Raw genomic sequence first — 26,430 nt, forward strand, 5'->3', positions numbered from 1 at the left:
TACCGCTGGAAGATGCCGCTGACCCGGAGCCTCGACGACTCGACCGTGGTGATCACCGGCGCGTCCAGCGGGATCGGCACAGCCACCGCGTACGCGCTGGCACGACGCGGTGCCGCCGTGGTCCTCGCCGCCCGCAGCGAGCAGGCGCTGGAGCAGGTCGCGCAGCGCTGTCGGCAACTGGGCGGCCGCGCGCTGGCCGTACCCACCGACGTGACCGACCTCGACTCCGTACGACAACTGGCCGAGCGGGCGGTAATCGAATTCGGCCGCGTCGACGCCTGGGTGAACAACGCCGCGGTGAGCGCGGTGGGCCTGTTCGACGAGATCCCGGTCGCCGAGTTCCGACGCGTGCTGGAGGTCAACCTGCTGGGCACGGTGCACGGCATCAAGGCCGCGCTGCCGCACCTGGAAGCGGCCGGCGGCGGCGTTCTGGTCAACAACGCCTCGGTGCTCGCGGAGGTGGCGATGCCGTACCAGTCGGCGTACAACGCCGCCAAACACGGCATCCGCGGCCTCGCCGACACCGTCCGACAGGAGCTGCGGGTCACCGGTCGCGGGCAGATCTCCGTCTGCACCGTGCTGCCGGCCACCATCGACACCCCGTTCTTCCGGCACGCGGCCAACCACAGCGGTCGGGAACTGGTGCCGCCCCCGCCGGTCTACCCGCCGGAGGTGGTTGCCCAGACGATCGTGCGGTTGCTGCGCCGGCCCCGCCGGGAGGCGTACGCCGGTGGGGCCGCCCGGCTGCTCGGCCTCCAGTGGCGGCTCGCGCCGGCGCTGGTGGAGCGGACCCTCGGCTGGTACACCCACCGCACCCAGTTCGGCCCGGGGGCCCGGCTGGACAGCACGGGCAACGTGTTCCACGCCGACGGGCAGGCCACCCGCGACGGCGGTTGGCACGGCCGACGGCGTCAGCTGGTACGGATGACGGCGGCGTTCGGTCTCGCCGCGGCCGGCACCGCCGTCGGCACGATGGCGGCGATCAACCGCCGCTCCCGCTCGGTCCGCTGATGACGGGCCCTGCCCCGGTTACGGCGGGAGGGCAGCGGGTAGTGATCAGACATGCGCGACAACGAGTACCCGACCCCCGTGTCCGACACCGAGGCGGAGGGCCTGCCCGACACCGCCGACGACGACTCGACCGCCTACGACGACGTCCTGACCGGGCGTGAGGCGGACGGCCCGGAGCCGGCCCAGATCCCCGGCGACCGCACGCCGGTGGCGGTGGACCGCTTCGGGACGACCGCCGAGGAGCAACTGGACGGGGAGTCGTTGGACTACAAGCTCGGTCGGGAGGTCTACGAACGCCCGGTGGACGATCCGCTCGCCGGCCCGGTCGACCCGAAGATCGCCTTCGAGGCGGAGAACGAGGCCGCCGCGGCGGAGGCCCAACTCGACGCCGACGTGATGGACCCGGGTCCCACCTCCGACCCGAACTCGCCGGTCTCCCTCTACGACCACGGTCAACTCGGCACGGTCGCCGACGCCACCGTGGGCCGGCTGGTGGAACCGGACGAGGGGGCGCACACCGACCAGGAGACCGACTCCGTGGCGTACGACGCGGGTTCGGCCGGCGGCGGGGCTACCGCGGAGGAGTTGGCCATCCACGAGACCGAGCCGCCGCGCTCGGTCTGAGCCGGTCAGGTGTCCAGGCCACGCTCGATGGCGTAACGGGTCAACTCGACACGGTTGTGCAGGTGCAGCTTGCCCAGCGTGTTCTGCACGTGGTTCTGCACCGTACGGTGGGACAGGCCGAGCCGCTCGGCGATCTGCTTGTACGACATCCCCTTCGCCACCAGACGCAGCACCTCCGTCTCCCGGGCGGTGAGTCGGGGCGTCCCCGGCTCACCGTCGTCGGCCGTGCCGGCGTCCGGTCCGGCGGCCAGCCGGCGGTACTCCCCCAGCACCAGCCCGGCCAGGCCGGGCGTGAAGACCGGGTCGCCGTTGGCGGTGCGACGTACCGCGTCGAGAAATTCGCCGGGTGCCGTCGACTTCACCAGGTAGCCGGTGGCGCCCGCCTTGACCGCGTCGAGCACGCTCTGCTCCTCGCCGCTGGCACTGAGCATGAGCACCCGCACGTCAGGCAGCGCGGTGCGCAGCCCGACGACGACCTCCACCCCGGAGATGTCCGGTAGTTGCAGGTCGAGCACGACCACGTCGGGCCGGGCGGCGGCGGCGATCCGGATCGCCTGCCGCCCCTCGCCGCTGGTGGCCACGACCAGGAAGCCAGCCTCCGCCAGGTCCCGGGCCACGCCCTCACGCCACATCGGATGGTCGTCGACCACCATCACCCGCACGGCGGTCACGGCCGCGGCCTCGGCACGGTCAGCTCGATCTCGGTGCCGGCGTCGGGGCTCGACATGATCCGGACCGTCCCGCCCAGGTCGGTCACCCGGCCGCGGATCGACTGGGCGACACCGAGCCGCCCCTGCGCGGCGGCCTCGGCGAGTCTGCCCTCTTCGATGCCCGGCCCCTCGTCCCGGATCGACACGGTCACCGTCTCCCCCTCGTCCTCGATGAGCACCCAGGCCCGTCCCCCGGCGTGCCGGCCGACATTGTCCAGGGCCGCGCCGGTGGCGGCCGCCACCTCGCCGGCCACCTGCCGGGGCAGGGTCACCGGGGTGGCGGGCGCCGAAAGCGACACCGCCGTCGAGGCGTACCGGCCGAGCAGGTCCCGCAGGTCCACCGCGTCCGTCCCGGTGACTCCGGCGGGCGTGGTGCCGGCGATCAGAGCGCGCAGCGCGGTCTCCTGCTCACCGGCCAGCCGGGCCAGCTCACCGGCTTCGCCGGGCAGGTCCGCGCCGCGCCGCTGCACCAACGCCAGCACCTGCAGGACCGAGTCGTGGATGCCGCGGGCCAGCCGCTCCCGCTCCCGGGTGGCCGCCTCCAACTCCACCGCGTGTTGCAGGCGTTCCTCGGCGCGTACGGCGAGCCGGGCGACGTGTCCGACCACCACCCCGGCCAGCAGCAGCAGGATCACCCCGGTGAACGAGGACTGGCCGATCCGCTCCCGGGTGGCCAGGTCCGCGCCGGCCACCAGCAGCGCGGCCACCGTGCCGCGCCGCCGGCCGCCGGAGACGGCCCAGGCCAGCACGGGACCGGCCATCCAGGCCACCCCGAGGGTGGGTACGCCGTGCCCGAGCGCCTGCCGTCCCACCACCCACGGACTGGACAGCACGATGGCGGTCACCACGCCGAGGTCGACCAGCAGCAGCGGCCAGCGACGCCAGGCCGGTCGGGCGTACGCGACGGCGGTCACCCCGGTCCAGATGACCATGACCAGCACCAGGACGCCGACGGCGATCGGGTGGGCGTACCGGTCGGCATCGCGTACGGCGAGCACGCCGACGTACCCGAGGGAGGCCAGCCGGAACACGGTGAGCGCCCGCCAGAGCGGCACCTCGAAACCACCCGGCGGCGACGGCATGGCGGTCAGGATGCCACAGCCGGGTCGAAGACGCGGGGCCACGTGGTGCGGTCCGAGAAACCCTGACGTACGGTTAAAAAGCCGCGAATTATTCCGAGATCCGCCGCCAGGACAGGGCCATGACGAACGCAGATCCGCACGCACCGCGTACGGTTGTGCCCATCGAACCCTCCCTCCTGATCGCCGAGGCCTTCGACCAGGCCCAGGTGACCGAGATTCGACACTCGGTCACCTCCTGCGCGCGCGCCTGCGGCCTCGACGGCCAACGGCTGGACGACTTCGTACTCGCCGTCAACGAGCTGATCACCAACGCGGTGCGGCACGGCGGGGGGCGCGGGTGGCTACGGCTCTGGCAGGAGCCCGGCGAGCTGCTCTGCGAGGTGGCGGACCACGGGCACGGCATCGCCCCGCAGCGGCTGGGTGACCGGAGCCGTCCCGCCCCGGACACCGCCGGCGGATGGGGCCTCTGGCTGGCCCGCGAACTGACCGACGCGATGGAGATCGCCACCAGCGCCTCCGGCACCACCGTCCGCATCACCGCCACCCTCCCCCCCGCCTAACCCCCCGCCCCGTCCCCGCCCCGCCCCGGCCGCCCGCCGCGCCGCCCCCGCCGATCTTGCACTTTCGGTGGTGACGAAGCCGCGCGAGGTGACATTTCGGCAACACAAAGTGCAAGATCTGTGAGGGTTGCTGTCAAGCGGTGGCTTCGAGGATGCGCCAGATTTGGCGGGCTATGTAGCGTTTGAGGCTGCGGGTGATCTCGGCTGGGGTGTGGCCTTGGGTGGTGCGGCGGTTGACGTAGTCCTTGGTGGGTTGGTGGCAGCGTTGTCGGGCTTTGGCGATGGTGTGCAGGGCGGCGTTGAGGGTGCGGTCGCCGCCTCGGTTGAGGCGGTGGCGGACGGTGCGGCCGGAGCTGGCGGGGACGGGGCTGACGCCGGCGAGTGAGGCGAATGCGGCTTCGCTGCGGAACCGGCCGGGGTGTGACCAGGCGGTCAGGGTGATCGCGGCGGTGACGGGGCCGATGCCGGGTTGGTCGAGCAGGGTCGGGCAGAGTTTGTCGACCAGGGTGCGGATCTCGGTGAGGTTGGCTTTCAGGAGCCGGTCGAGGGTCAGGATCTGCTCGGCGAGGGCTGCTAGTTGACTGCGGCGTAGGTGGTCGCCGCTGTTGTCGTTGGTGAGGGTGGTGGCGTGCTGGACCTGCCGCAGGGTGCTCAGGCCACGTAGTTGGGTGCGTAGGTCGTCGTCGGCGGTGAGGATCACCGATTTGAACAGGTTGATGGTGGCGGTACGGGTGTCGCTGTAGTGGCGGCGGCAGACGTGCAGCAGGCGCAGGGATTCCCGGTCGCCGTCGATGCGGGGCACGGCGACGTGATCGGCGGCCAGCACGGCACGAGCGGCGTGCACGGCGTCCAGCGCGTCGGACTTGCCGCCTCGCCGGCGGCGGCCGGTCGCGGGTTTGGGTGCTTCCAGGACATCTTCACCCGCGGCACGCAGGACCCGTAGCAGGCCGACACCGTGACAGCGGGCACCGTCCAGGGCCCAGGCCCGCCGGCCCGTTCCCAGCACGCTCGTCTGCTGCCGGGCCCAGGCCAGCAGAACAGCGGCACCGTCGGCGGTGGCCGGCACGGTGATCTCGGCCAACACGGTCCCGACCGGGGTGCTGACCACAGCGGTGTGCGTATCGGTATGGGTATCCACACCGATAACCGCGTCGACACGGTCGGCCAGGCGATCTGTCAGGATGCAAGACACGGACGCTTCTCCCTTGCACGGGACGACGTTCGGACGGCGTCGGCCCGGGAGACGATCACCCGGCGGCATATCTGTGATGAGTCACGCGATACCAGTCGCGGACAGGCTTCTGATCAGGCCAGCAAGGTGGGCCGGGCCGACGCCGGTAACCCACGAGGACAAGTCGCACTCCACGGCACACCCTCTGACGGCGGCCAGATCTTGCATGAGTCACTCGTCGATCACCGACGTCGAACCCTACCGATGCCAGCCTCCCGGAACCGGCCCACCTATAGAAGCGTCGGCGCGGCGCGGGCGAGGGGCGGCGAGGGGCGGGGTGTTCAGCCGAAGAGGGCGGAGACCGACTCGCCGTTGTGAATCCGTCGCATCGCCTCGGCCAGGGCCGGGGCGACCGAGAGGACCTGAAGCTTCGCCACCCGCTTCTCGGCCGGGATGGGAACGGTGTTGGTGCAGACGATCTCCAACACGCCCTCCTGCTCGCTGAGCCGCCGCAGCGCGTCACCGGAGAACAGGCCGTGCGTACAGGCCAGCCGGATCGAGCGGACCTTCAGGTCGCGCAGGTGCTCCATCAGCTCGATCACGGTGCTGCCCTTGGCGATCTCGTCGTCCAGCACGATGACGTCCCGGTCGGCGACCTCACCGATCACCGCGCTGATCTTGACCAGGTCGTCGCTGAACCGCTGCTTGGCGCCGGCCGCGACGGGCGTGCCGAGCAGCCGTGCGAAGGCGGCGGCCTCCTTGGCGTTGCCCAGGTCGGGCGAGACCACCACCGTGTTGCTCAGGTCGTAGCGGCGGAAGTGGGTGGCCAGCTCCCGCAGCGCGTGCAGGTGGTCGACGGGGACGCTGAAGAAGCCGTGCACCTGCGGCGAGTGCAGGGTCAGCGCCAGCACCCGATCCGCCCCCGCCGACGTCAACAGGTCGGCGACGAGCCGGGCGCCGATCGAGATTCGCGGCGCGTCCTTCTTGTCCGAGCGGGCATAGGCGTAGTGCGGCAGCACCACCGTGATCCGGCCGGCGGACGCACCCCGCGCCGCGTCGATCATCAGCAGCAGCTCGACCAGATTCTCCTGCACCGGTGGCACCAGCGGCTGGATCAGGAAGACGTCTCGCTCCCGGCAGTTGGCCTGCAACTGCACTTCGAGACAGTCGTTGGCGAACCGGGAGACCCGTACCGGATGCAGCGGCACCCCCAGGTGGGCGCAGATCTCGGCGGCGAGGTCGGGATGGGCAGTTCCACTGAAAACGGCGATGTCGCGCACGTTCGCACATAGTAGGCGACGTACGGGCCGACGTGACGCGTGTCGCACCACGCCGCCACTGCGGGTACGGTGCTGCCGTGACCCCCCAGTACGTCGCCGCCATCGACCAGGGCACCACCTCCTCGCGGTGCATCGTGTTCGACTCCGCCGGGGAGATCGTGGCCGCCGCCCAGCGCGAGCACCGCCAGATCTTCCCCCGTCCGGGCTGGGTGGAGCACGACGCCGAGGAGATCTGGGACAACGTCCAGCGGGTGGTCGGCGAGGCGCTGCGGTCGGCCGGCGTCGAACCGCCGGGGCTCGCCGCCGTGGGCATCACCAACCAGCGGGAGACCACCGTCGTCTGGGACCGGACCACCGGCCGGCCGATAGCCAACGCCGTGGTCTGGCAGGACACCCGCACCGGGCCGCTGCTCCGCGAGCTCGCCTCGGCGTACGGCGAGGACTGGTTCCGGGCCCGCACGGGTCTTCCGCTGGCCACCTACTTCGCCGGCCCGAAGCTGCGGTGGCTGCTCGACGAGGTCGACGGCCTCCGCGAGCGCGCGGAACGCGGCGAGGTCCTGTTCGGCACGATGGACAGTTGGCTGATCTGGAAGCTCACCGGTGAGCACGTCACCGACGTGACAAACGCCAGTCGGACCCTGCTGATGGATCTCACCACCCTCGACTGGGCTCCGGAACTACTCGACGCGCTGGGCGTGCCCGCCGCGATGCTGCCCGAGATCCGCTGCTCGGCCGAGGTGTACGGGACGGCCGGCGGGGTGCTCGCCGGGGTGCCGGTGGCCAGCGCGCTCGGCGACCAGCAGGCCGCCCTGTTCGGGCAGACCTGCTTCCAGCCCGGTGAGGCCAAGTGCACCTACGGCACCGGCAGCTTCCTGTTGCTCAACACGGGCGCCAGCCCGGTGCCGTCCACGCACGGCCTGCTCACCACGGTCGCCTACCGGATCAAGGACCAACCACCGGCGTACGCCCTGGAGGGCGCGATCGCCGTCACCGGATCGCTGGTGCAGTGGCTGCGGGACAACCTCGGGTTGATCTCCTCAGCGGCCGAGGTGGAGGAGCTGGCCCGCACCGTCGACGACAACGGCGGCTGCTACGTCGTGCCGGCGTTCTCCGGCCTGTTCGCACCGCACTGGCGCAGCGACGCGCGCGGAGTGATCACCGGCCTGACCGGCTACATCACCAAGGGGCACCTGGCCCGGGCGGTGCTCGAGGCGTCGGCGTGGCAGACCCGCGAGGTGGTCGACGCGATGGACGCCGACTCGGACGTGGCGCTGCGCCGGCTCCGGGTGGACGGCGGGATGACCGCCAACGCGCTGCTCATGCAGTTCCTCGCCGACGTGCTCGACGTCCCGGTGGTCCGCTCCCGGATCACCGAGACCACCTGCCTGGGCGCCGCGTACGCCGCCGGTCTGGCGGTGGGCTTCTGGCCCGACCTGGCCACCCTGCGGGCGCAGTGGCGCTCGGATGCGCAGTGGGAATCGACGTTGGCCCCCGAGCTGCGCGAGCGGGAGTTGCGTCAGTGGCGCAAGGCCGTGCAGCGCACGCTCGACTGGGAGGAGTGAGTCATGCCGCTGGTGGTCCTGATCGTCCTGGCGGGCCTTGGCCTGGCCGGGATGGCGTACGCCCTCGTCCGGTTCCGGCGCGACCTCGGCCTGCTGCGCCGGGGCGTACGGACGCCGGGTGAGGTGGTGGAACTTCGTCCGGTCACCCGGGGGAACGGTCCCCGCACCTACTACCCGGTGGTGCGGTACCGCACGGCCGACGGCGCCGAGGTGACCGCGACGCCGGGGCGCTTCCGGCAGACCCCGCTGTCGGCCGCGCCCGGGCCGGTCACCGTGGTGTACGAACCGGAGCGTCCGAACCGGATCCTCGTCGAGTCGCCGAGCATCGCGGGACGGTCCTCGGTGCTGGTCCCGTTCGTCTCGCTGCTCACCGTCAGCGTGGTCGTGCTGGTGGTCGGCATCGGGATCTACGTGAGCCGGAGTTGATCCACGCTCCACAGTGGTCCAACCCCCGGGTGTTGGGCCGGGGTCGGTACCGTCGGCCGGTCAGACCGACGACAGCGGGAGGGGCACGATGAGCGGGTCGATCGGCGCAACGCCGAACCCGGACGTGATGGCGCAGGTGGCCGCGCGGATGCGGGAGCAGTTGGGTCGCGGCGAGGAACTGCGCGGCCGGTTGACCGGGTTGACCGGTCACGCGGAGAGCGAGAACGGGTTCGTCCGGGTCACCTGCACCGCCGACGACCCGGCCCGGGAACTCCACATCGACCCACGGGCCCTGCGCCTGCCCGCCGCCGAGTTGTCGGAACTGGTCGCCGGCCTCCTGCGCGAGGCGCGGGCCGACCTGGCGCGGGCTACCACCGAGGTGATGCGTGAGTTGGGCGGTCCGGCCGGTCCGGCGACGCTCGTGCACGATCCGGCGGCGGCGCAGGCGAAGCTGGCGCAGCTCAACGACATGGTCAGCGGGCCGCTCCGGGAAAGCACGGAGATGCTGGAACGGCTGCGGCGTCAGTTGGGGGTCTGACGGGCGTCGGCCCGGGAGCGGGTCAGCGGTCGCGCCGCACCCGCTGCACGGCCGCCCGCAGGAAGACGACGGCGAGCGCCACCATGGCGGCCAGCAGGGCCAAGCCCACCAGCAACGGGGCGATGGCCCAGGCCATCAGGCTGGCGGTGGCCCGGTCGCCGTTGGCCCAGCCGTCGACCCGGTCGCCGGTGTGCAGCGAGCCGCCGCCCACCGGGCCGCTGACCACCCTCCCGTCGGACATGTTCCAGGTGCCCCGGCACCGCTGGGTCCCCTTGGGACCGCCGTTGTCGCAGGACTCGACCTGGATGCTCACCCGCTCGGCACCGATCAGGTTGCGGCCGAGGCTGATGGGCAGCACCAGGAGGACCAGGAGCATGAGGATCGGCACCAGAACCCGCTGCCAGCGCGGCCGGCGGGCCATCCGGGTCACGTAGTCCTCGGGGGGCGTCGACGCGGACCATCCGGCTGCCATGGGTCGCAGGCTACCAGCGACGGGCACTCACGCCCATCCATGATCCTGTTAGGCTGTCCGCGCTCCGGCACCATGGACATCGATCACGTACACGGGGAGAGTCGATGATCGAGGTTGACCCGCCGGCGATCCGTGCGCTCGGCGAGACGATCGAGCGCGAGGTCGGCCCGCCCCTCGACGCCTGCGCCGAGCTGCTGGAGTCCGCCCGCGCCATCGAACACAGCAACTTCACCTCGGTGGTGCCGCAGCTCGCGGTCGCCTACGTGGGCGCCGTCGAGTTCGTCGAGGAGCAGTTGCGCACCAAGCGCGAGCACCTCGCGGAGGTGCGGTCACGGTTGGGCCGTACGGCGGACAACTGGGAGGCCGCCGAGACCGCCAGCACCATCGCTCCCCGCTGAGGACGCCGGAGACCGACATGGCAGACCCCACCTACCCCGCAGCCGCCGCGAAAGTCGCGATGACGGAGATCAGCCTGGCCGCCGCGGTCATCCCCGCCGCCTGGCCGATCGCCCAGATCGTCTACTTCAACCAGTGCGACCCCGAGACGATCATGCGCAAGGGCGGCGACTGGTTGGCCATGTACGACAAGCTCGGCACCGCCCACGGCAACCTCGACGACGCCATCGCGACCCTGACCGCGGCCCAGTGGAGCGGCAAGGACCGCGAAGCGTTCGGGGTGCACATCAACGCGTACGGGGCGCAGGTCGTCGGCACCCAGGTCCTCACGGTCACCGTAGGCGTCACCATGCTCTGCGTCGGCGCCGCCCTGCTCTGCCTCGTCGTGGCGTACGCGGTGGTGTCCACCATCCTGCTGGCCTTCGCCACCTTCATCGTGGCGGCCTCGGCGACCGTCGTCGGAGCGCCCGCCGCGGCGTCGGCCGAGGCCACGGCAGCCTCCTTCGCCGCCTTGGCGCTCAGCTTCCTGAAGGGGATCGAGACGATGGCCGAGGCGGTCGCCACCGGCGGGGCGGCGGCCATCGCGGGCGCGGCCGCGTTCGACGTCGGCGCCCACCTGGGCAGCGGCGACGTCGGGGTGCTGAAGGACCTGGTCCAGGCCACCGTCGACGGGCTCGACAACGTGGCCGCCGGCTTCCTGTCCAAGTGGGAGCGCGACTTCGTGGGGTACGGCATCCACAGCGGCGCCCGACACGCGGTCGGTTCCCCGACCGGGCCGGGCTACCTGGTCTACGGAGCCGGCACCCAGGTCGCGCCGGCCGGCACGGACGGCGACGGGGACACCGTCTACGGCACCTCGGGCGTGGTCGACAACCTGTGGTCACGGTTGTTCGGTAACGACGCCTGGAACCACTGAGGGTCCCGGGGCCGCGCGGTCACTCCCAGCGGTTGCCGGTGAGCTTCTCGTACACCTCGACGTAGCGGGCGCGGGTCGCCTCGACGACCTCGGCGGGTACGTCCGGCGCGGGCGGCAGCTTGTTCCAGCCGCTACCGGTGGCCCAGTCCCGCACGTACTGCTTGTCGTAGGAGAACTGCACCCGACCCGGCTGGTACGACTCGGCGGGCCAGAACCGCGACGAGTCGGAGGTCAGCAGCTCGTCGGCGAGCACCAGGGTGCCGTCCGGCGCCCAGCCCAGTTCGATCTTGGTGTCGGCGATCAGGATGCCCCGGTCGGCGGCCAGTTCGGCCCCGCGCCGGTAGATGTCGAGGGTGATCTGCCGCAACCGCTCGGCGGTCTCCCGACCGACCTTGGCCACCACGTCGTCGTACGTGATCGGCTCGTCGTGCTCACCGGCCGGCGCCTTGCTCGACGGGGTGAAGATCGGCTCGGGCAGGATCGACGCCTCGCCGAGCCCTCGGGGCAGCGGTACGCCGGAGACCGTGCCAGTGCGCTCGTACTCACGCAGGCCGCCGCCGGTGAGGTAGCCGCGGGCGACACACTCGACGGGAACCATGTCGAGCCGCTGGCAGCGGATCGCCCGGCCGGCGAACTCGGCCGGTACGTCGGTGGCCGAGATGACGTGGTTCGGCACCAGGTCGGCGAGCTGCTCGAACCACCACAGCGAGAGCGCGGTGAGCAGTCGACCCTTGTCCGGGATCGGTGTCGGCAACGGCACGTCGTAGATCGAGATGCGGTCCGACGCGACCAGGATCAGGTCGTCGCCGTCGGCGTACACGTCCCGGACCTTGCCCGAGTGCAGAAGTTCCACGTGCCCTAGTACACCACGTGACGCCGCCGGGTCCGTTCCGGCCACCCCTGGGCCCGGGGGCCGACCGGGGTGACCGGACGGACGTTGACACCCTCCTGCGCCGCCTGCGTGAATGGTCCGGCCCCCGTCCGTCGGTGCCAGGAGACCCCGTGCCCGCTGTTCGTCCCCCGATCGACCGATTTGGCGCCGACCCGGGCCGACGCCGGGTGCTCACCGCGCTGTTCGGCGCTCCCCTGCTGGTCACCGGTGGACTGGCCGGGTGCAGCGACGACGCCGACACGTCGACCGGGAGCGGTCCGGTCGAGCTGTCGGTCTTCTGGTGGGGCGGGGCGAAGCGGGCCGAGCTGACGGAGAAGGTCCTCCGGCTGTACTCCGAGCGCAACCCGGGAGTCACCTTCCGGGTGACCTGGCAGGGCGCCGACGGCTACTACGAGCGGCTGGCCACCCAGGCGGCCGGCGGGAACGTCCCGGATCTGATCCAGCTCGACGACTCGATGCTGTCCGAGTACACCCAACGCCAGATCACGCTCGACCTGAGCGGGCCGATCGCCGATCACCGACTGGACCTGCGTGGCCTGCCCGAGGGTCTGGTCCGGTACGGCACGGTGGACGGGCGGACGACGGGGGTCGCCGCCGGGCAGACACTCGCGGCCGTGGTCTTCAACCGGGACCTGTTGCGCGAGCTGCAGGTGCCCGAACCGCGCGGCGGGATGTCCTGGGCGGACTACATCGCGTGGGCGCAGCTGGTCACCGAGGCCAGCGACGGGCAGGTGGCCGGCACGATGGACGCGTCCGGCGACTACCGCGCCCTCTGGCTCTGGCTCCGGTCCCAGGGCGGCGAGTTCTACCGGGGTCGGGAGCTGGGCTTCGGCGCCGATGAGCTGATCGCCTGGTTCGAGCTGTGGCAGCGGGCCCGCGCCGGCCGGGCTACACCCGGCGCGGCCCTCGTCGAGCAGGCCGACAGCGGGGAGCCGTCCCGGCAGCCGGTGGTCACCGGGTTGACGGCCGCGTCCTTCGCCTGGTCCCACCAACTGCCGGAGCTGCAACGACTCACCGACTCCGAGCTCGGCGTGGTGGGCTTCCCCGGCCCACCGGGCGCGCAGTGGGCACGCGCCTCGATGTACTGGGCCGGCTTCCGGGGGACCCGCCACCCGGACACCGTGGCCGACGTGATCAACTTCTTGACCACCAACGGTGAGGCCGGCACGGTCCTCGGCCACGAGCGGGGCTTCAACCCCAGTCTCGCCGTCCGCCGGTACACCCAGGGCAGCATCAGCGACCCGGCCCAGCAGCGTGCCGCCGCCCTCGGCGACAGCCTGGCCGACCAGCTCGGGCCGGCGCCCTCGCCGCCGCCGAAGGGCCACGCCAAGGTACGCACCCTGCTGGTCACCGCCGCCGAGCGGGTCCGGGTCAGGCGGGACGGCACCCGTGAGGCCACCGCCCGCTTCCTGTCCCAGGCCATCGGCGCCCTGGCGAGCTGAGCCGGCGGGCCGCGCCTCGACCGCGAGCGCGACGGGTCAGCGCGGCGGGCCGCCGCGACGGTTACGCGTGAGGCGCAGCACCAGGAACACGATGATCGCCACCACCACGAGGCAGCAGAGCAGACCGAGGAAACCGAAGCCGCCGCCACGACGTCGCCGCGCCGCCTCCACCACCAACTCGCCGGTCCCCGTGGACGCCCACGCCGCGACCGGCACGAAGACCGCCAGGACCACCGCACCGAGGACCGCGCTGAGCCGGCCCCACCACTTGCCGAATGAAGACATGCGCCCATCCTCGCCGAAGGACGCAACCTCGGCACGCCAGTCGACACCGAATTCGCGGGACCGGGCGCGGCCGGCCGCGCAATGCCCCCGCAACCTGACGGTAAACATGATGATCTTTACATGAATGCCTTCGGATGATCGGATTCGGCAACTGGTCATCTCTGGAGGCACTGTGCGGCTCTCTCTCACCCGAAGATCTGCGGCAGCAGCGGTGGGCGTCACCCTCGTCACCGCTCTCGTCACCCCGTCGACAGCCCACGGCGCTCCGGCGTCCCCACCGCCGACGGCACCGACGGGCCGGGCCGCGGACGCCCACGGCGCACCCGTGACGGTCACGCTCATCACCGGCGACCGGGTGACCGTCACCCCCGGACGCGCCGACGCGCCGCCCACCGTGGACGTCGCCCGCCCGTCGGGTGCCACCGGCTCCGTCCGCGTCGCCACCGAGCGCGGCGACACCTACGTGTATCCGGACGAGGCGCTGCCGTACCTGGCCACCGGTCGCCTCGACAAGCAGCTATTCGACATCACCCAACTGATCGCGCAGGGCTTCGACGACGCGAGGGCCGGCGCGCTCCCCCTGATCGTCACCCGCACCGTGGGCTCGGCGGCGCTCCGCACCCGTACCGACCTGCCCGGCGCGGAGACCATCCTGGACCTGCCGTCGGTCCGTGGCGAGGCGATCCGCGCCCGCCGCCCGCAGGCCGCCGACTTCTGGTCAGCCCTCACCGGTGGCAGCCGGCCCGGCGCAGCGGCGTCGACGGCCCGCTCCGCCGACACCGCAGCACCCTCCTTCACCGCGGGCGTCGACAAGGTCTGGCTCGACGGCCGGGCGAAGGCGGCCCTCGCCGACACCACGGCGCAGGTAGGCGCGCCGGCCGCCTGGGCCGCCGGAGGAACGGGCGCCGGCGTACGGGTGGCCGTGCTGGACACCGGAGTGGACACGACCCACCCGGACCTCGCGGACCGGATCGTGGCATCCCGGAGCTTCATCCCCGGTCAGGACGTCATCGACCGCGGCGGGCACGGCACCCACACCGCCTCCACCATCGCCGGGACGGGCGCCGCCTCCGGTGGCCGGGAGAAGGGCGTGGCGCCCGGGGCCGACCTGGTGATTGGCAAGGTCCTCGACGACTTCGGGGGCGGATCCATCTCGGGGATCATCGCCGGCATGGAGTGGGCGGCACGGACCGAACACGCCAAGGTGATCAACATGAGCCTGGGCGTCAGCGCCTGGCACAGCCAGGACGATCCGCTGAGCCAGTCGCTCACCCAGCTGACCGCCGAGACGGGCGCGCTCTTCGTCGTCTCCGCCGGCAACAGCGGCCCGGACGCGTACACCCTGGGAGCGCCCGGAACGGCGGACGCCGCGCTGACGATCGGCGCGGTGGACGGCGCCGACCACCTGGCCGACTTCTCGAGCGCCGGGCCCCGGATGGTCGACGAGGGCCTGAAGCCCGACCTGACCGCGCCCGGCGTGGACGTGCTGGCGGCGCGCTCGCAGTACATGGAGTTCGGCGAGGGCTTCTACCGGCTGGACAGCGGCACCTCGATGGCGGCGCCGCACGTCGCCGGGGCCGCCGCCCTGCTGGCGCAGAAGCACCCGACCTGGAGCGCCCGGCAGATCAAGGACGCCCTCATGGGCACCAGCGTGCCCACGCCCGACTACAGCGCCTACCGGGCCGGTAGCGGGCGGTTGAACGTGGCCGCCGCCTACCACCAGGACCAGATCATCGCGACCGGCTCGGTCGACGCCGGTCTCGTCCCGTCGTCGCCCGGCACGCAGCCGCAACGGATCACCCGGAAGATCACCTACACCAACACCACCGACAGCGCGGTCACGTTGGCGCTCTCCGTCAACGGCGCCGATGCCCCCGCCACGACGTTCACGACCGGTGCCGGCCAGGTGACGGTGCCGGCGCGGGGCAGCTCGACGGTCGACGTCGTGGTCGACCCGAAGGGGCTCGCACCGGGCCGCTACTCGGCCCGGATCACCGCCCGCCACGCGGGCGGTGTCGTCCACACGGCCGTCGGGGTCAGCGTGGACTCCAAGAGGTACGACCTCACTATCAACCTGAAGGATCGCACCGGCCGGCCGGCGAGCGGTGAGGTCGAGGTCGTCAGCGCCGAGGGCGTCTCCACCTTCATGTGGGTACGGGACGGAAAACTCGTGAGCCGCTGGGCCCCCGGCACCTACGCCCTGATCGGCGCCATCGACGTCCAGGGGCTGCACGGCGACGCATCGCTCGGCTTCGCGATGCTGACCGCGCCGGAGGTCGAGCTGACGGCCGACCGGGTCGTCGAACTCGACGCCTCGAAGGCCCGCCAGGTGAAGGTGGCGACACCGCAGCCGACCACCATCACCAACAGTCGCATCGACATCTTCCGCTCGTTCACGTCCCGCGAGCCGACGCCCAGCGACTACGGGGCACTGCGCGAGGTGTTCTTCCCCGGGGCCACCTACGACAGCCTGTGGGCGCTCCCGACCCGCGCTCCGGTACGACAGGGCAGCTTCGTCTTCACCACCCGGATCCGGGCCGAGCAGACGCCCCTGGAGATCACCCGCAACGGCCGGCGCACCGGTGACCCGCTCGCGCAGCCCGGTTCCCGCCCGCTCGCCGACGGCACCTCGCGCCTGGACGCCGTCTTCGCCGGCACCGGCGCGGCGGCGGACTACGCCCGCGTGTCGGCCCGTGGCAAGGCGGTCGTCGTCCGGCGTGACGACTCCGTACCCCCGTCGGAACGCGTGCGGGCGGCGACCGCCGCCGGCGCGGCGTTGCTCTTGGTCGTCAACGACGGCAAGGGCCGGGCCAGCGAGTGGTACGGGAACTCCGACGGTAGGACGACCGGGCCGCTCCCGGTCGCGGCGCTGGTCGGTGGTGAGGGCGAGAGCCTGATCGCCGCGATCACCGCCGCCGGCCGCAAGGGGGTACGGCTGACCGTCACCGCGCACCCCTCGCCGAGGTACCTGTACGACCTGGTCGACTACCACCCGGGCGGCGTACCCGACGACCCGTCGCCCCGGACGGACCCCAAGCACCTCGCCCGGATCGACCTCGTGTTCGCCCCGCCGACCGGGAAGCCGGCCGCCGAGTCGCGGACCGACTTCCCGCCGTACTCGTACGTGGCCGCTCCGGCGTTCCCGATGCGGCCGGCGGCTCCGGGACCGCGTACCGACTGGGTGTCCGCCGGAGACGGCGTCCGCTGGAAGCAGACCGCCGACGTCGTCGGGTGGGGGCGCTCGTACACGGAGGAGATCGCCTACCGCCCGGGCAGCGTCCAGCAGGACCGGTGGTTCGGGCCCGTCACCCGACCGCGCCTGCTGATGTACGACATTCCGTTCCGTGGCGAGTTCGGGATGAGCGCCTACATCCAGGGGTTCGGCGACGGTGGTTCCGTGCACAGCGGCAGCGGCAGCGGTGAGATGCGGCAGCGGATCTCGCTCTACCAGGGCGACAGGAAACTGACGCAGATGGAGAACGCCGCGGAGCTGTTCGTCGGCGACCTCCCGACGGAGACGTTGCCGTACCGGCTGCTCGTCGAGACGGAGAGCATTCCGGAGTACAGCCCGTACTCGTCGAGCACGCGCACCGACTGGAGCTTCTTCTCCGGCGCTGTCGCCGGCACCGACGTGCAGGCGATGCCGCTGGTCCAGTTGGACTACGGCACCGAGGTGGACCTCGCCGGTCGCGCGCCGCGCCGGAACGACCTCACCATCACCCCGGTGGTGATGGGCAGCACGGCCGCGAAGGATGCCGTCTCGTCGCTCGACCTCGAGGTGTCGTACGACGACGGTCGTACCTGGCGACGGCAGAGCCTCAAGGAGCACAAGGGCGTCTGGACAGCGGCCCTGAACGCGCCGGGTCGGGCCGGATACGTGTCGATCCGGGTCACCGCCAAACAGCGCAACGGCGGTGGCGTCACACAGACCGTCATGCGGGCCTTCGGCCTGCGGTGACAAGCGCGCGGGGGCCGGTTCGCGCCGGCCCCCGCCCGCGACGGCGACCGGATACGACGGAACCCGGTCCCCATCAGGGGACCGGGTTCCGTCGTACTTCGTGGTAGCGGGGACAGGATTTGAACCTGCGACCTCTGGGTTATGAGCCCAGCGAGCTACCGAGCTGCTCCACCCCGCGTCGGCTGTTCAAGCTTAACCCACCCGTCCCGGCGATGATCAGCGGGGTCGCCGGGCAACCGCGCGCGAGCGGACGCGCCAACGACGAAGCCCGCCTCCGGAAATCCGGAGACGGGCTTTCTCTCGTAGCGGGGACAGGATTTGAACCTGCGACCTCTGGGTTATGAGCCCAGCGAGCTACCGAGCTGCTCCACCCCGCGTCGGCTCGCTAACCGTAGCGCACCGACCCGGGGCACCGCAAAGCGACTCCGATACCGCGTCAACCGAGCCAGTTCTCGATCGCCGCCACCGCACGCCGACTGTCGGCGTCCACCTGCGCACGCTCGGCAGCGGTGTACTCCCAACCCTGCTCCCAGAGCACCGTCACCACGTCGTCGACCCGAACCGCCCGGACCAGCCGCACCTCGAACGCGCCGGGTTCACCGATGCCCGCCGGGTACGGGGCACGCAGCTCGACCAGCACCGACTCGTCGCCGTACGCCCCCGGGTCCAGGAGTCGCTGCCGCCAGACCCTGCCGTCGTCGGGCATCTTCTGCTCCGGGCACGCGCGGACGGCCTGCCGCAGCTCGCGCAGCGCGTCGTCGGCCCGGCCGGGACGGTAGATGGTGATGCTGTGCCGGTAACTGCCGGCCGGCACGTTTCCCGCCCGGCTCTCCGGCCGCTTGTAGGCGATCGACCGGGCGCGGCGCTGCACCACCGCCGACTCGCTGGCGTACCGAGCGCCGCACAGTGTCGGCAGGACCGGCCCCGCAGCGGTCGATTCCAGACCGGTCCGGTTGGCGGTCGCCAGGACGAAGAAGGCGCGATCCGGGATCGAGGTCGGCGGGGCGACCGTCGGCGTCCTCGGGGGCGTACCCCCGGATGTGGCGCGCGGCGGTGGGGAAGACGATCGCGCCGCCGTGGACGGCGCGGGGGACGCGGACGCCGACGGGGTGGGCGGACTTGCTCCGGCCGACGGCGGGGCCGGCGTGTCGGCCGGCGGCGGCAGCGGCGCGGACCCGTCCACGGGAAACGCCAGCCGTCCGCCGACGGCGACCCCACCGAGCAGCACCACCACCGCCAGCGCGCTACCGGCCGCTCGGACGTGGGCCCGCCGGTCGGCGTGCCGCCGGACCGCCTCGGGAGCTGCCACCGCCACGTCGTCCGCGGCGCTGGTGAGCGAGCGGTACAGGTCGGAGAGTTCAGCGGACATCGTTCGCCTCCAGCTCGTCGATGTGGACGTCGGGCAGCAGTACGGCCAGCCGGCACCGACCGCGGGACAACCAGGACTTGACGGTGCCGACCGGCGCGTCGGCCTCGCGGGCGATCTCCTCGACGGACATGTCGAAGAGGTAGTGCAGGGCCAGCGCCTGTCGCTGCGCGGCGGGCAGTTGGCGGAGCGCGTCCACGAGCAGCACCCCGTCCTCACCCGGAGGCGGCGCGGTCGGCGGCGGACCGCTGCGGCTCAGTAGGACCCGCCGACGATGCAGGTGCCGCCAACGGTCGTGCGCCAACCGGGAGACCACCAGTCGCAGCCACGCCTCGGGTGCCGGGTGTTCGGCGAGCCGCCCCCACTGCCGCCAGGCCCGGGCGAACGCCTCCTGCACGACGTCCTGCGCCTCGGTGTGGTCACCGGTCACCGCGTAGCCGTACCGGATCATCCGTCGGACGGTGCCACGGTAGAAATCGTCGAAGCTCTGTGCGTCCCTCACGACTGCCCCCTTGTCCGCGCCCCGATGCATCACTGACGGCAGGGGGCCGGCCGGGGTTGCGGGTCGGCTGGACAAAGCGTGTCGGAGAGGCGACAGGCCGGCATACCGCACGGATGCGACGGAGCCCTCGGCGTCCGGACCCGGGCGGGTCCGACGTCGAGGGCTCCGGTGTGCCTCCCGAGCGGCTGGTCAGCCGCCCGTCGCGGCGCTCGGGGTGCCGGACGGCGACGGGGGCGCGCCGCCGCCCGCCTGCTGCGCCTGCTGGAACGCGGTCAGCGCCTCATCCAACGCCTTCAGCGCCCGGCCGTACCGCTCGAAGTCCCCCGAGGTCTGCGCGGCGCGGACCTCCGTGATGGCCGACTGCACCCGGTCCGCGGCGGCCGCCAGCTCGCCGGCCGGCGGGGTGGTGCTGCCCGGCGTCGGAGGCGCGCTCGGGGTCGCGCTCGGCGACGGGCTGGTCGGGTTGCCACCCGTGGTGGGCGGCGGCGAGGTGCCCTGCCCGGCCTTCTTACCCTGATCGACCAGCTGCTTGATGCCGTCGTTGATGTTGTCGGCGAGCGCCACGAACGAGCCGCCGTCACCGTACGAGAGCAGCACCTTCTGCAACAGCGGGTACGCGTCCTGCTGGTTGCTCTTCACGTAGACCGGCTCGACGTAGAGCATCCCGTCGGCGAAGGGCAGCGACAGCAGGTTGCCGTACTGCACCTGCGCCTGGTTGCTGGAGAGCAGGTTGAGCTGCTGGCGGATGTTCGCGTTGTTGGTCATCTGCTGGTGCACCTGCACCGGCCCGGAGATCCGGGTCTGGTCCGGCAACTCCAGCACCTCGAGTCGGGGCTTCCCGTCGACGTACGACCCGGAGATCAGCGCGGCCAGGTTCTGCCGGCCGTTCGGGGTGACCGCCGAGGTGAGCTGGAATCGAGGGCTCTCCTGCCCGGGGAACTGGGTGAACAGGTAGTACGGCGGCTGCTTCTGCCCGCTGTCCGGCGCGTCCGGCACGTTCGGCACCTGCCAGAAGTCCTGCGCGGAGTAGAAGTCGCCCGGGTTGGTCACGTGGAACTTGGTGAGCAGGTTGCGCTGCACCTTGAACATGTCCGCCGGGTAGCGGAAGTGCTCGTTCAACTCGACCGGGATGTCCGCCTTTGGCTTGATCAGGTCACCGCCGAACGCCTTGTTCCACGCCTTGAGCACCGGGTCGGTGTCGTCGTACTGGTAGAGCGTCACGGTGCCGTCGTACGCGTCGACGGTGGCCTTCACCGAGTTGCGCATGTAGTTGACGTTCTCCCGGGCCAGTTGGAAGGTGCCCCGGTTGGTCAACTCGTCGGTCGTCTCGACCTGGAGGTTGACGCGCTCGGCGTACGGGTAGGTGGCGGCCGTCGTGTAGCCGTCGACGATCCACTGCACCCGACCGTCGACCACCGCCGGGTACGGGTCACCGTCCAGCGTGAGGAAGGGCGCGACCTTCTCCACCCGGTCCCGCGGGTTGCGCACGTACAGCAGCTTGGAGTCCTTGTTGACCGCCTCGGAGAGCAGGAAGTTCGACTCCTGCTCCTTGATGGCGTAGAGCAGCCGTCGCGCGAAGGAACCGATCTTGACGCCGCCCTCCCCGGTGTAGGTGTAGGACTCTCCGCCACCCTCACCGACCGGCCTGTCGAACTCGGCCTTCTTGTTCGGGTCGGACTGCCCGACGATCGCGTAGTCGTCGGCGGCCATCCGCTCGCCGTAGTAGATGCGCGGCTGCTTGGCGGGGATCTGCTCGGTCTGCGAGGAGCACGCCTCCTGGGTCCGCTCGCCGAGGAAGCCGGAGACGAAGAACGGCTGCCCGCCGCACACCACCTGGTTGGCCGGGGCGGCCACCAGTCCGTACCCGTGGGTGTAGACGGTGTGCCGGTTGATCCAGGTGTTCTGCTGGTCGGTCAGCTCGCCGTAGTTGATCTCGCGGACGCCGACGACGTAGTCCGAGGTCTTGCCGTTCACCCCGTACCGGTCGATGTCCAGCTTGGGACCGAAGTCGTAGAAGCCCCGGACCTGCTGAAGCTGGGTGTACGTCTCGCTGACCAACTGCGGGTCGAGCAGGCGCACGTTCGACACCACCGACGTGTCGGTGGCCAGGTTCGCCGGTGGGGTGAGGTTGCTCGCCGCGTACGGGGTGGTCTCGGTGCTGCCCAACCCGAACGCCGCCCGCGTCGCGTCGATGCTGCGCTGGATGTACGGCGCCTCCTTGTCCTTGGCGCTCGGCTTCACCTCGAAGGTCTGCACCGCCCAGGGGTAGATGCCGCCGATCGCCACCGCGGAGACGCCCAGCAGCGCGAGCGAGATGCCCGGCCACACCAGGTTCCGCATCCAGGCGTTGGAGAACACGACGATCGCGATGGCCACGACGACCGAGATGTACGCCAGGATCTCCTTCGCCGTCAGCAACGCGTTGACGTCCGCGTAGCCGGCGCCGTACAGCTTGGCGCCCTCGTTGTACTCGAGCAGCATCGCCCGCCGGTCCAGCACGTACGCGAGGGCCTTGAGCAGGACGAACACCGCGACGAGACTGCTCAGGTGCGCGCGCGCCGCGTTGCTCATCCGGTCCCCGACGCCCTGGAGACGGACCCCGCCGAAGAGGTAGTGCACCGCCAGCGCGCCGAGCAGCGCCAGCACCACGGCGGTGAAGCCGACACCGAGCAGGTAGCGCCAGAACGGGAGCTGGAAGACGTAGAAGCCGATGTCCACCCCGAACTCCGGGTCCACGGCACCGAAGTCACCGCCGTTGCGGAACAGCAGCCACTGGTCCCACCGACTCTGGGCGGACAGCCCGGCGAAGAGGCCGACCACGGCGGCTACCAACGCGATCCACGTGCCGAGACGCGGGCTGAGCGCCATCCGGTAGCGCTCCAGCGTGGCCTGCTCCGCCGAGTGCGGTCGCAGCCGCGGCCGCAGCCGGTACGCCAGCCACAGGTTGCCGCCGACGACCACGGCCATGCCGAGGCCGATGACTCCGAAGAGCAGCAGTCGGGTGAGCAGCACACCGGTGAAGACCTCGGTGTAGCGCACCTCGTCGAACCAGAGCCAGTCCGTCCAGGCCTGAACACCCCAACCGAGCAGGGTGAAGAGCACGAACACCCCGACCAGGACGGCGATGGTGACCCGGCCGCGCCGGCTCATCCTCGGCAGAGGGCTGCTGCTACGCATTACCACTGTTGGCTCCGCACGCTCGATGTGATCGGCTCCGATCAGGCACCCAGAGTACGGGGTGTTCCTGAGCGTGTCGGGGCACGGTCACACGGGTCAGCAGCGGGTCGGCTGACCACCCGCGCGCAGCGTCTCCAACGCGGTCAGCGCCTCGTCCAGCGAACCCACCTTCAGCAACGGCAGGTCGGGCTGCGGGTTACGGACCGCCTCGGCGCAGTTGTCTGCCGGCACCAGGAAGACCTTGGCCCCCGCCCGCTTCGCGCCGACCAGCTTCTGGGCGATCCCGCCGATCGGGCCGACGGTGCCCTCGTCGTCGATGGTGCCGGTGCCCGCGATGACCTTTCCGCCGGTGAGGTCGGCCGGGGTCAGCTTGTCCACGATGCCCAGGGCGAACATCAGACCGGCGCTCGGCCCGCCGATGTCCTCCAGGTCGATGCCGAGAGTGAAGGGGTGCGGCTGCTGCTGGTCGATCTCGACGCCGATCCGTGGGCGACCGTCCTGCTCCCGACTGGTCACCGTCGCGGTGGCCGGTGAGCCGTCGCGGGTGTAGCCGATGGTCAGCGCCGTACCCGCCGGCTTGGCCTTGATCAGTTCGGTGACCTTGGCGGCCACCGGCACCGGCTGACCGTCGACCGAGGTGATCACGTCGCCGACCTTGAGCGCCCCGGCGGACGGGCCGTCCGCGGTCACCGTCTTGATCACCACCTGTACCGGGAAGCCCAGTTTCCGCAGCGCGGCGGTCTCGGCACTGGTCTGCGACACCTTGAAGTCCTCGGCGTTGCGCTGCTCGACCTGCTCCGTCGACTCCCCCGGCGGGTAGACCAGCTCACGCGGCACCACCGCCTCGTCGTCGGAGAACCAGCCGGCGATCGCCGAGCGGAGCCGCACCGTCGGCTGCACCCCCACCGTGGTCAGCCGGAGCTGCCCCGCCGAGGTGGAGGTCTCCCGGCCGGTGACCTGGATGACCTCCTTACCGTCGGCCGTGCCGAGGGTGTTGACGGTCGGGCCCGGGCCGAGCACCACGTACGGAATCGGCACCCGGAGCACCCCGATGCTCAGCAGGGCGGTGAACAGGGCACCGAGCAGGACCGTCAGGCCACGACGTCTCATGCGCCAGAGCGTACCGATCGCTCGCGGCCGGTCCGACGGATGCGCCACGCGACTTCGCCCTCAGCGCAACGCCAGCGGCGACTACCTGGGGCGCGGCCCGCGTACCGTAGACGTCGTGCCTGATATTCCGTTCGGTTTCGCGCTCCCGGGTGGGCAACCACCAGACCCCAACGATCCCGCGCAGATGCAGCAGTTCATGTCGCAGTTGCAGCACCTGCTCTCGGCGCCGGGCAGCGGGCCGGTCAACTGGGACCTGGCCCGGCAGGTAGCGGCCAGCCAGCTCGCCGCCGCCGGCGATCCGGCTGTGTCGCCGTACGAGCGCAACGCCGTCGAGGAGGCGTTGCGCCTGGCCGACCTGTGGCTGGAGCCGGCCACGTCGTGGCCGTCCGGCATCCAGTCCCCGGTCGCCTGGAACCGCAACGAGTGGATCTTCAAGACGCTCGACGTGTGGCGCAAGCTCTGCGACCCGGTGGCCAGCCGGATGGTCGGCGCGATGGGCGACCTGGTGCCGCCGGAGGCGCGCGCCCAGCTCGGCCCGATGCAGTCGATGGTGGCCACCCTCGGTGGCGCGCTCTTCGGCGGCCAGCTCGGGCAGGCCCTCGGCTCGCTCGCCGCGGAGGTGCTCTCCGCCGGCGACATCGGGCTGCCGCTCGGCCCGGCCGGCACGGCCGCGCTGATTCCGGCCAACATCCGCGCGTACGGCGAGGGCCTGGAACTTCCCGAGGACGAGGTACGCCTCTACGTGGCGCTGCGTGAGGCCGCCCACCAGCGGCTGTTCCAGCACGTTCCGTGGCTGCGCGGGCACGTGCTCAGTGCCGTGGAGATGTACGCCTCGGGCATCCGGGTCAACCGGGAGGCGATCGAGGAGGCGATGGGCCGCGTCGACCCGACCGACCCGGAGTCGATGCAGGCGATCGCCCTCGAAGGCATCTTCACCCCCGAGGACAGCCCGGCGCAGAAGGCCTCGCTGGCCCGCCTGGAGACCGCGTTGGCCCTGGTGGAGGGCTGGGTGTGCCACGTGGTGGACAGCGCCGCCAGCGATCGGCTGCCCAACGTCGTACGACTGGGCGAGGCGTTCCGCCGCCGCCGGGCCGCGGGCGGCCCGGCCGAGCAGACCTTCGCGGCCCTCGTCGGCCTGGAGTTGCGCCCGCGCCGGCTGCGCGAGGCGGCCGCGCTGTGGGCGGCGCTCACCCAGCACCGCGGCATCGAGGGCCGGGACGCCGTCTGGGGCCACCCGGACCTGCTCCCATCGGACGACGACTTCGCCGACCCGGTCGCGTTCGCGATGAACGACTGGGACATGAGCGAGCTCGACAGCTTCGACTTCACCGCCCCCGGCGGCACGCACGAGAAGTCGCCGGGCGAGTCCGACGGCAACGACGACGAGGGCAACAACGACGACAGCGGCACGGACGGCGAAACGGGCGGTGGCACCAAGAGCTGACGTGGCCAGGCCGGACGCACGCGCGGACCGGGCGTCCGGCACACGCCCGGCTCGGCTCGTGCGTCCGGCACACGCCCGGCCCGGCTCGGGCGTCCGGCCCGGCTCGGGCGTCCGGCTCACGCCCGGCTCGGTGATCCACTCGGCTTCCTGAAAGGCGGCCGGTCCGCGCGGCCTGGACGCCGCGCTTTCCGGGAACCCGAGTGGATCACACCCACGACAGCCCCGAGGGGCGGCGGACGCGTCGACGGCGTGGCGACCAGGCCGGCGGCCAGGCCACCCGACGCGCAGAGATCACACGCGCTGGCCAGGCGCGGCGATCGAGCCGGCACGGCCAGGCGCGGCGATCGAGCCGGCACGGCCAGGCGCGGCGATCGAGCCGGCACGGCCAGGCGCGGCGATCGGGCCGGACAGGCGGAAGCCCGACGGCGCGGCGATCAGGCGGGGCGGCCTGAGCCCGACAGCAACGAACGGGTGGCCTCCCAGCCTTCGAAGGCCGGGTCCAACGCGGCGAGATCGGCCGGGCCACGCTGGCGTCGCCAGCCGGCCGTGACGGCGACGTCCCCTGGCTGGGGGGCGCCGACCCGGGCGTCCGCCGGCAATGCCGTATCAAAGTCGAGCGGGGGCAACCACTGCGGCACGGGCAGCCGTACGGCCACGCCGAGCAGGCCCGGACCGCCGCCCTCGGCCGGCGCGACGGCGACCGACCGGGTGGTGAGCGGACGCAGCAGCTTGCCGACGGTCAGCGCGGGCAGGTCGGGCACGTCACCCACGAGCACTGCCGCCTGGTCGTAGCCGTCCAGCGTGGCGAACACCGCGTTCGGCGTCGGCTCGGGCACCTCGTGGACGGCGGTACCGGGCCAGACCAGCGCGTCCGCCAGCGGACGGTCTGCCGGGGTCACGGCGACGGCGACGTCCACCTCGTTCAGGGTCGCGACCAGGTCGATGACATCCTCGGCGAGCGCCGCCCGCCACTGCGCCAGGTCGATGCCCGGTGGCGACCACCGCACCGGCCCGAACATGACCACCACCACCCGCCGCGCCATGACCCGACCCTAACGCCCCGACCCACAGCCCCACCCACCCCGCCGAGCCCCAACGCGCCGAGCCCCAACGCGCCAGACCCGCCGCACCCCCAACCCGTGACCCGCCGCACCCGACAGCCCAGACCGGTCGATCAGCCGGCGGGCCCGGTGATCGACTCCACATCGGCGATGTCGGGGCATCCCGACGCCAGGACACCCCCACATCGGTGACCTGGAGTCGATCAAGACCGAGTAAAGCTCGGGAGGGCCAGACAGGCCCACGCAAGGCCGGACGAAGGCCAGACAGGCCCGCGCAAGGCCGGGCCGGCCAGACAGGCCCGCGCAAGGGCGCGCAAAGCCGGGCGAACGCCAGACAACCCCGCGCAAAGCCGGGCGAACGCCAGACAGCCCCGCGCAAGGCCGGGCGAACGCCAGACAGGCCAGAGCGAGCCGGACAGGCCCGAGCTGGGCCGGGCCGAGGGGC

General features: G+C 71.9%; 23 protein-coding genes and 2 tRNA genes. 11 read left to right on the plus strand and 14 right to left on the minus strand.

Annotated features, from left to right (window positions below):
- Positions 1 to 12 precede the first annotated feature (12 nt).
- Positions 13 to 1,011, plus strand: coding sequence for an SDR family oxidoreductase (locus ACN269_RS14870; protein ID WP_421473011.1), 999 nt, complete (start codon positions 13 to 15; stop codon positions 1,009 to 1,011).
- A gap of 51 nt (positions 1,012 to 1,062) precedes the next feature.
- On the plus strand, positions 1,063 to 1,635 hold the full coding sequence (locus ACN269_RS14875) for a DUF5709 domain-containing protein (RefSeq protein WP_421473012.1): 573 nt from the start codon (positions 1,063 to 1,065) through the stop codon (positions 1,633 to 1,635).
- 5 nt (positions 1,636 to 1,640) lie between these two features.
- On the opposite strand, the gene ACN269_RS14880 is transcribed toward ACN269_RS14875, so the two are convergent.
- Together ACN269_RS14880 and macS are read right to left on the minus strand one after the other, a co-directional pair.
- Positions 1,641 to 2,288 carry a response regulator gene (locus ACN269_RS14880; protein ID WP_421476354.1) on the minus strand — a complete coding sequence of 216 codons (648 nt, stop codon included), beginning with the start codon at positions 2,286 to 2,288 and terminating at the stop codon, positions 1,641 to 1,643.
- Between the two features lie 14 nt (positions 2,289 to 2,302).
- The gene (gene macS, locus ACN269_RS14885; RefSeq protein ID WP_421473013.1) at positions 2,303 to 3,427 is read right to left on the minus strand and encodes a MacS family sensor histidine kinase; all 1,125 of its coding nucleotides are present in this window, start codon (positions 3,425 to 3,427) and stop codon (positions 2,303 to 2,305) included.
- A 119-nt stretch (positions 3,428 to 3,546) separates the two neighbouring features.
- Here macS and ACN269_RS14890 point away from each other — a divergent pair, with 119 nt between their 5' ends.
- A complete protein-coding gene (locus ACN269_RS14890) occupies positions 3,547 to 3,987 on the plus strand; it encodes an ATP-binding protein (RefSeq protein ID WP_421473014.1) in 441 nt (146 codons plus the stop codon).
- Positions 3,988 to 4,120: 133 nt separating this feature from the next.
- On the opposite strand, the gene ACN269_RS14895 is transcribed toward ACN269_RS14890, so the two are convergent.
- Together ACN269_RS14895 and ACN269_RS14900 are read right to left on the minus strand one after the other, a co-directional pair.
- Entirely contained in the window at positions 4,121 to 5,095 is a 975-nt protein-coding gene (locus tag ACN269_RS14895; protein WP_421472077.1) for an IS110 family transposase, read from the minus strand.
- A 404-nt stretch (positions 5,096 to 5,499) separates the two neighbouring features.
- On the minus strand, positions 5,500 to 6,438 hold the full coding sequence (locus ACN269_RS14900) for a ribose-phosphate diphosphokinase (RefSeq protein ID WP_421473015.1): 939 nt from the start codon (positions 6,436 to 6,438) through the stop codon (positions 5,500 to 5,502).
- A 77-nt stretch (positions 6,439 to 6,515) separates the two neighbouring features.
- Here ACN269_RS14900 and glpK point away from each other — a divergent pair, with 77 nt between their 5' ends.
- The 3 genes from glpK (at position 6,516) to ACN269_RS14915 (ending at position 8,964) form a co-directional block, all read left to right on the plus strand.
- Positions 6,516 to 8,000: a glycerol kinase GlpK gene (gene glpK, locus ACN269_RS14905; RefSeq protein WP_421473016.1), complete on the plus strand. Its 1,485-nt coding sequence runs from the start codon at positions 6,516 to 6,518 to the stop codon at positions 7,998 to 8,000.
- Between the two features lie 3 nt (positions 8,001 to 8,003).
- The gene (locus ACN269_RS14910; protein ID WP_421473017.1) at positions 8,004 to 8,426 is read left to right on the plus strand and encodes a DUF3592 domain-containing protein; all 423 of its coding nucleotides are present in this window, start codon (positions 8,004 to 8,006) and stop codon (positions 8,424 to 8,426) included.
- An 88-nt stretch (positions 8,427 to 8,514) separates the two neighbouring features.
- Entirely contained in the window at positions 8,515 to 8,964 is a 450-nt protein-coding gene (locus ACN269_RS14915; RefSeq protein ID WP_421473018.1) for a YbaB/EbfC family nucleoid-associated protein, read from the plus strand.
- A 22-nt stretch (positions 8,965 to 8,986) separates the two neighbouring features.
- On the opposite strand, the gene ACN269_RS14920 is transcribed toward ACN269_RS14915, so the two are convergent.
- Positions 8,987 to 9,436 (minus strand): hypothetical protein, encoded by a 450-nt coding sequence (locus ACN269_RS14920; protein ID WP_421473019.1) that lies wholly within the window; start codon positions 9,434 to 9,436, stop codon positions 8,987 to 8,989.
- Positions 9,437 to 9,540: 104 nt separating this feature from the next.
- Between ACN269_RS14920 and ACN269_RS14925 the strand changes: the two genes are divergently transcribed.
- On the plus strand, positions 9,541 to 9,834 hold the full coding sequence (locus ACN269_RS14925; protein WP_421473020.1) for a hypothetical protein: 294 nt from the start codon (positions 9,541 to 9,543) through the stop codon (positions 9,832 to 9,834).
- Between the two features lie 17 nt (positions 9,835 to 9,851).
- On the plus strand, positions 9,852 to 10,748 hold the full coding sequence (locus ACN269_RS14930) for a hypothetical protein (RefSeq protein WP_421473021.1): 897 nt from the start codon (positions 9,852 to 9,854) through the stop codon (positions 10,746 to 10,748).
- Between the two features lie 19 nt (positions 10,749 to 10,767).
- On the opposite strand, the gene ACN269_RS14935 is transcribed toward ACN269_RS14930, so the two are convergent.
- On the minus strand, positions 10,768 to 11,601 hold the full coding sequence (locus ACN269_RS14935) for a phosphoribosylaminoimidazolesuccinocarboxamide synthase (protein ID WP_421473022.1): 834 nt from the start codon (positions 11,599 to 11,601) through the stop codon (positions 10,768 to 10,770).
- 149 nt (positions 11,602 to 11,750) lie between these two features.
- Between ACN269_RS14935 and ACN269_RS14940 the strand changes: the two genes are divergently transcribed.
- Positions 11,751 to 13,082 (plus strand): ABC transporter substrate-binding protein, encoded by a 1,332-nt coding sequence (locus ACN269_RS14940; RefSeq protein ID WP_421473023.1) that lies wholly within the window; start codon positions 11,751 to 11,753, stop codon positions 13,080 to 13,082.
- A gap of 36 nt (positions 13,083 to 13,118) precedes the next feature.
- On the opposite strand, the gene ACN269_RS14945 is transcribed toward ACN269_RS14940, so the two are convergent.
- On the minus strand, positions 13,119 to 13,367 hold the full coding sequence (locus ACN269_RS14945) for a hypothetical protein (RefSeq protein ID WP_421473024.1): 249 nt from the start codon (positions 13,365 to 13,367) through the stop codon (positions 13,119 to 13,121).
- A gap of 172 nt (positions 13,368 to 13,539) precedes the next feature.
- Here ACN269_RS14945 and ACN269_RS14950 point away from each other — a divergent pair, with 172 nt between their 5' ends.
- Positions 13,540 to 17,325, plus strand: a complete 3,786-nt coding sequence (locus ACN269_RS14950; protein WP_421473025.1) for a S8 family serine peptidase — start codon at positions 13,540 to 13,542, stop codon at positions 17,323 to 17,325.
- 101 nt (positions 17,326 to 17,426) lie between these two features.
- Here the strand turns inward: ACN269_RS14950 and ACN269_RS14955 are convergent.
- The 6 genes from ACN269_RS14955 to ACN269_RS14980 all read right to left on the minus strand — a co-directional run bounded on the left by ACN269_RS14955 (position 17,427) and on the right by ACN269_RS14980 (position 23,480).
- A tRNA-Met gene (locus ACN269_RS14955) sits at positions 17,427 to 17,503 on the minus strand.
- Between the two features lie 125 nt (positions 17,504 to 17,628).
- Positions 17,629 to 17,702 (minus strand) — tRNA-Met (locus ACN269_RS14960).
- Between the two features lie 59 nt (positions 17,703 to 17,761).
- Complete coding sequence (locus ACN269_RS14965) at positions 17,762 to 18,694, minus strand: hypothetical protein (RefSeq protein WP_421473026.1); 933 nt, start codon at positions 18,692 to 18,694, stop codon at positions 17,762 to 17,764.
- On the minus strand, positions 18,684 to 19,193 hold the full coding sequence (locus ACN269_RS14970; RefSeq protein WP_421473027.1) for a SigE family RNA polymerase sigma factor: 510 nt from the start codon (positions 19,191 to 19,193) through the stop codon (positions 18,684 to 18,686). Before ACN269_RS14970 ends, ACN269_RS14965 begins: the two co-directional genes overlap by 11 nt.
- A gap of 189 nt (positions 19,194 to 19,382) precedes the next feature.
- Positions 19,383 to 22,370, minus strand: coding sequence for a UPF0182 family protein (locus ACN269_RS14975; protein ID WP_421473028.1), 2,988 nt, complete (start codon positions 22,368 to 22,370; stop codon positions 19,383 to 19,385).
- Between the two features lie 96 nt (positions 22,371 to 22,466).
- Positions 22,467 to 23,480 (minus strand): PDZ domain-containing protein, encoded by a 1,014-nt coding sequence (locus ACN269_RS14980; RefSeq protein ID WP_421473029.1) that lies wholly within the window; start codon positions 23,478 to 23,480, stop codon positions 22,467 to 22,469.
- A 115-nt stretch (positions 23,481 to 23,595) separates the two neighbouring features.
- On the opposite strand from ACN269_RS14980, the gene ACN269_RS14985 reads away from it, so the two are divergent.
- The gene (locus ACN269_RS14985) at positions 23,596 to 24,924 is read left to right on the plus strand and encodes a zinc-dependent metalloprotease (RefSeq protein ID WP_421473030.1); all 1,329 of its coding nucleotides are present in this window, start codon (positions 23,596 to 23,598) and stop codon (positions 24,922 to 24,924) included.
- Positions 24,925 to 25,358: 434 nt separating this feature from the next.
- Here ACN269_RS14985 and ACN269_RS14990 read toward each other — a convergent pair whose 3' ends face one another.
- Positions 25,359 to 25,967 carry a hypothetical protein gene (locus ACN269_RS14990; protein WP_421473031.1) on the minus strand — a complete coding sequence of 203 codons (609 nt, stop codon included), beginning with the start codon at positions 25,965 to 25,967 and terminating at the stop codon, positions 25,359 to 25,361.
- Positions 25,968 to 26,430 lie beyond the last annotated feature (463 nt).

The sequence above is a fragment of the Micromonospora sp. WMMD736 genome (genome assembly GCF_049179015.1).
Taxonomy (GTDB): domain Bacteria; phylum Actinomycetota; class Actinomycetes; order Mycobacteriales; family Micromonosporaceae; genus Micromonospora.

Bases quoted from the DNA above. Each gene is read 5' to 3' on its own strand.
- ACN269_RS14870 (WP_421473011.1), top strand. From the start codon at position 13: ATGCCGCTGACCCGGAGCCTCGACGACTCGACCGTGGTGATCACCGGC.
- ACN269_RS14875 (WP_421473012.1), top strand. From the start codon at position 1,063: ATGCGCGACAACGAGTACCCGACCCCCGTGTCCGACACCGAGGCGGAG.
- ACN269_RS14880 (WP_421476354.1), bottom strand. From the start codon at position 2,288: ATGGTGGTCGACGACCATCCGATGTGGCGTGAGGGCGTGGCCCGGGAC.
- macS (WP_421473013.1), bottom strand. From the start codon at position 3,427: ATGCCGTCGCCGCCGGGTGGTTTCGAGGTGCCGCTCTGGCGGGCGCTC.
- ACN269_RS14890 (WP_421473014.1), top strand. From the start codon at position 3,547: ATGACGAACGCAGATCCGCACGCACCGCGTACGGTTGTGCCCATCGAA.
- ACN269_RS14910 (WP_421473017.1), top strand. From the start codon at position 8,004: ATGCCGCTGGTGGTCCTGATCGTCCTGGCGGGCCTTGGCCTGGCCGGG.
- ACN269_RS14915 (WP_421473018.1), top strand. From the start codon at position 8,515: ATGAGCGGGTCGATCGGCGCAACGCCGAACCCGGACGTGATGGCGCAG.
- ACN269_RS14920 (WP_421473019.1), bottom strand. From the start codon at position 9,436: ATGGCAGCCGGATGGTCCGCGTCGACGCCCCCCGAGGACTACGTGACC.
- ACN269_RS14925 (WP_421473020.1), top strand. From the start codon at position 9,541: ATGATCGAGGTTGACCCGCCGGCGATCCGTGCGCTCGGCGAGACGATC.
- ACN269_RS14930 (WP_421473021.1), top strand. From the start codon at position 9,852: ATGGCAGACCCCACCTACCCCGCAGCCGCCGCGAAAGTCGCGATGACG.
- ACN269_RS14945 (WP_421473024.1), bottom strand. From the start codon at position 13,367: ATGTCTTCATTCGGCAAGTGGTGGGGCCGGCTCAGCGCGGTCCTCGGT.
- ACN269_RS14965 (WP_421473026.1), bottom strand. From the start codon at position 18,694: ATGTCCGCTGAACTCTCCGACCTGTACCGCTCGCTCACCAGCGCCGCG.
- ACN269_RS14975 (WP_421473028.1), bottom strand. From the start codon at position 22,370: ATGCGTAGCAGCAGCCCTCTGCCGAGGATGAGCCGGCGCGGCCGGGTC.
- ACN269_RS14980 (WP_421473029.1), bottom strand. From the start codon at position 23,480: ATGAGACGTCGTGGCCTGACGGTCCTGCTCGGTGCCCTGTTCACCGCC.
- ACN269_RS14990 (WP_421473031.1), bottom strand. From the start codon at position 25,967: ATGGCGCGGCGGGTGGTGGTGGTCATGTTCGGGCCGGTGCGGTGGTCG.